At 60.7% G+C, this 1,257-nt stretch carries 1 protein-coding gene; it reads right to left on the bottom strand.

Going from position 1 to position 1,257, the window contains the following annotated elements:
* Window positions 1-34: 34 nt before the first annotated feature.
* Window positions 35-1,203 (bottom strand): IS3 family transposase gene (locus RQP55_RS12050; RefSeq protein WP_315610444.1). Its coding sequence is split into 2 segments (ribosomal slippage): window positions 35-942 and window positions 942-1,203, totalling 1,170 coding nucleotides; the frame shifts between segments, so codons are not numbered across the junction.
* Between the last annotated feature and the right edge of the window lie 54 nt (window positions 1,204-1,257).

Genomic DNA, 1,257 nt, shown 5'->3' with positions numbered 1-1,257 from the left:
TGACCGGCCCCCACTGAGTGGTCCGTTCGGTTTGTTAGTGCATGATCGCCTCCTGCGCCATGGCTGGCCGTAGGTGGAGCGAAGCGGAACCGGAGGGCAGCCATGGCGATGGCGCTGTTTCTGGGGCCGGTGGCCGATAACCGAGCGAGCTGTGCGGCCGGACGGTGTTGTAGTGCCGCCGCCAGGCTTCGATCAGGATCTTTGCCTCAGCCAAGGTGTAGAAGATCTCGCCATTCAAGAGCTCGTCGCGCATCGAGCCATTGAAGCTCTCGCAGTAGCCATTCTCCCATGGGCTGCCGGGTGTGATGTAGAGCGTCTTCACTCCGATCCTCGCCAGCCATTGCTGCACGGCATTGGCTATAAACTCAGGGCCATTATCCGACCTTATGTGGGCCGGTGGGCCACGCGTGACGAACAGCTCTGCCAACGCCGCCAAGACATCCTCACTTCTGAGCCGTCGCGCGACAGGGAGGGCAAGGCACTCTCTGCTGGCCTCGTCGATGATCGACAGGATGCGGAACTTGCGACCATCGTGCGTACGGCCCTCGACAAAGTCGTAGGACCATACGTGCCCCGGATACTCGGGTCGCAGCCGGATACATGACCCGTCGTTGAACCAGAGCCTCCCTCGCTTCGGTTGCTTTTGCGGCACCTTCAACCCCTCGCGGCGCCAGATGCGCTCCACGCGCTTAAAGCTCACATGCCAGCCTGTCTCGCGCAGCAGAGCCGTTATACGGCGATAGCCATAGCGACCATATTGCCTGGCTAAGGCGATGATGTCCTGGGTCAGGGCCGCTTCGTCATCAGCCCCACGCGGCGCCTTGCGCTGTGTTGATCGGTGTTGCCCCAGCACACGGCAGATCCGTCGCTCGGACACTGAGATTATGCCCCTAATATGATCGATACAGCGCCGACGCCTGGCGGGGCTTAGAAGTTTCCCCGTGCGGCTTCCTGCAGGATCAGCTTGTCGAGCGTCAGGTCCGACACCGCTCGGCGCAACCGGGCATTCTCTTTCTCCAGCTCTTTCATCCGTCGGGCCTGGTCCATCTTCAGGCCGCCATACTCCTTGCGCCAACGGTAGTAGCTCTGCTCGGTAACTCCGATCCGCCGGCAGGCATCTGCAACCGTTCCGCCTTGCGCTAGCACGATCTCCGCTTCACGCAGCTTGCCAATGATGTCTTCCGGCTTGTGCTTTCTTGCCATTCCATTCCTCCTTCGTGGCCATTCCTAAAATAGAAATTGGGCCACTCAGAAGGG

The sequence above is a fragment of the Novosphingobium sp. APW14 genome (assembly GCF_032337075.1).
GTDB lineage: Bacteria > Pseudomonadota > Alphaproteobacteria > Sphingomonadales > Sphingomonadaceae > Novosphingobium.
Note: the sequence above shows the minus strand (reverse complement) of the source record. Positions and strands in the feature narration are given on the sequence as shown.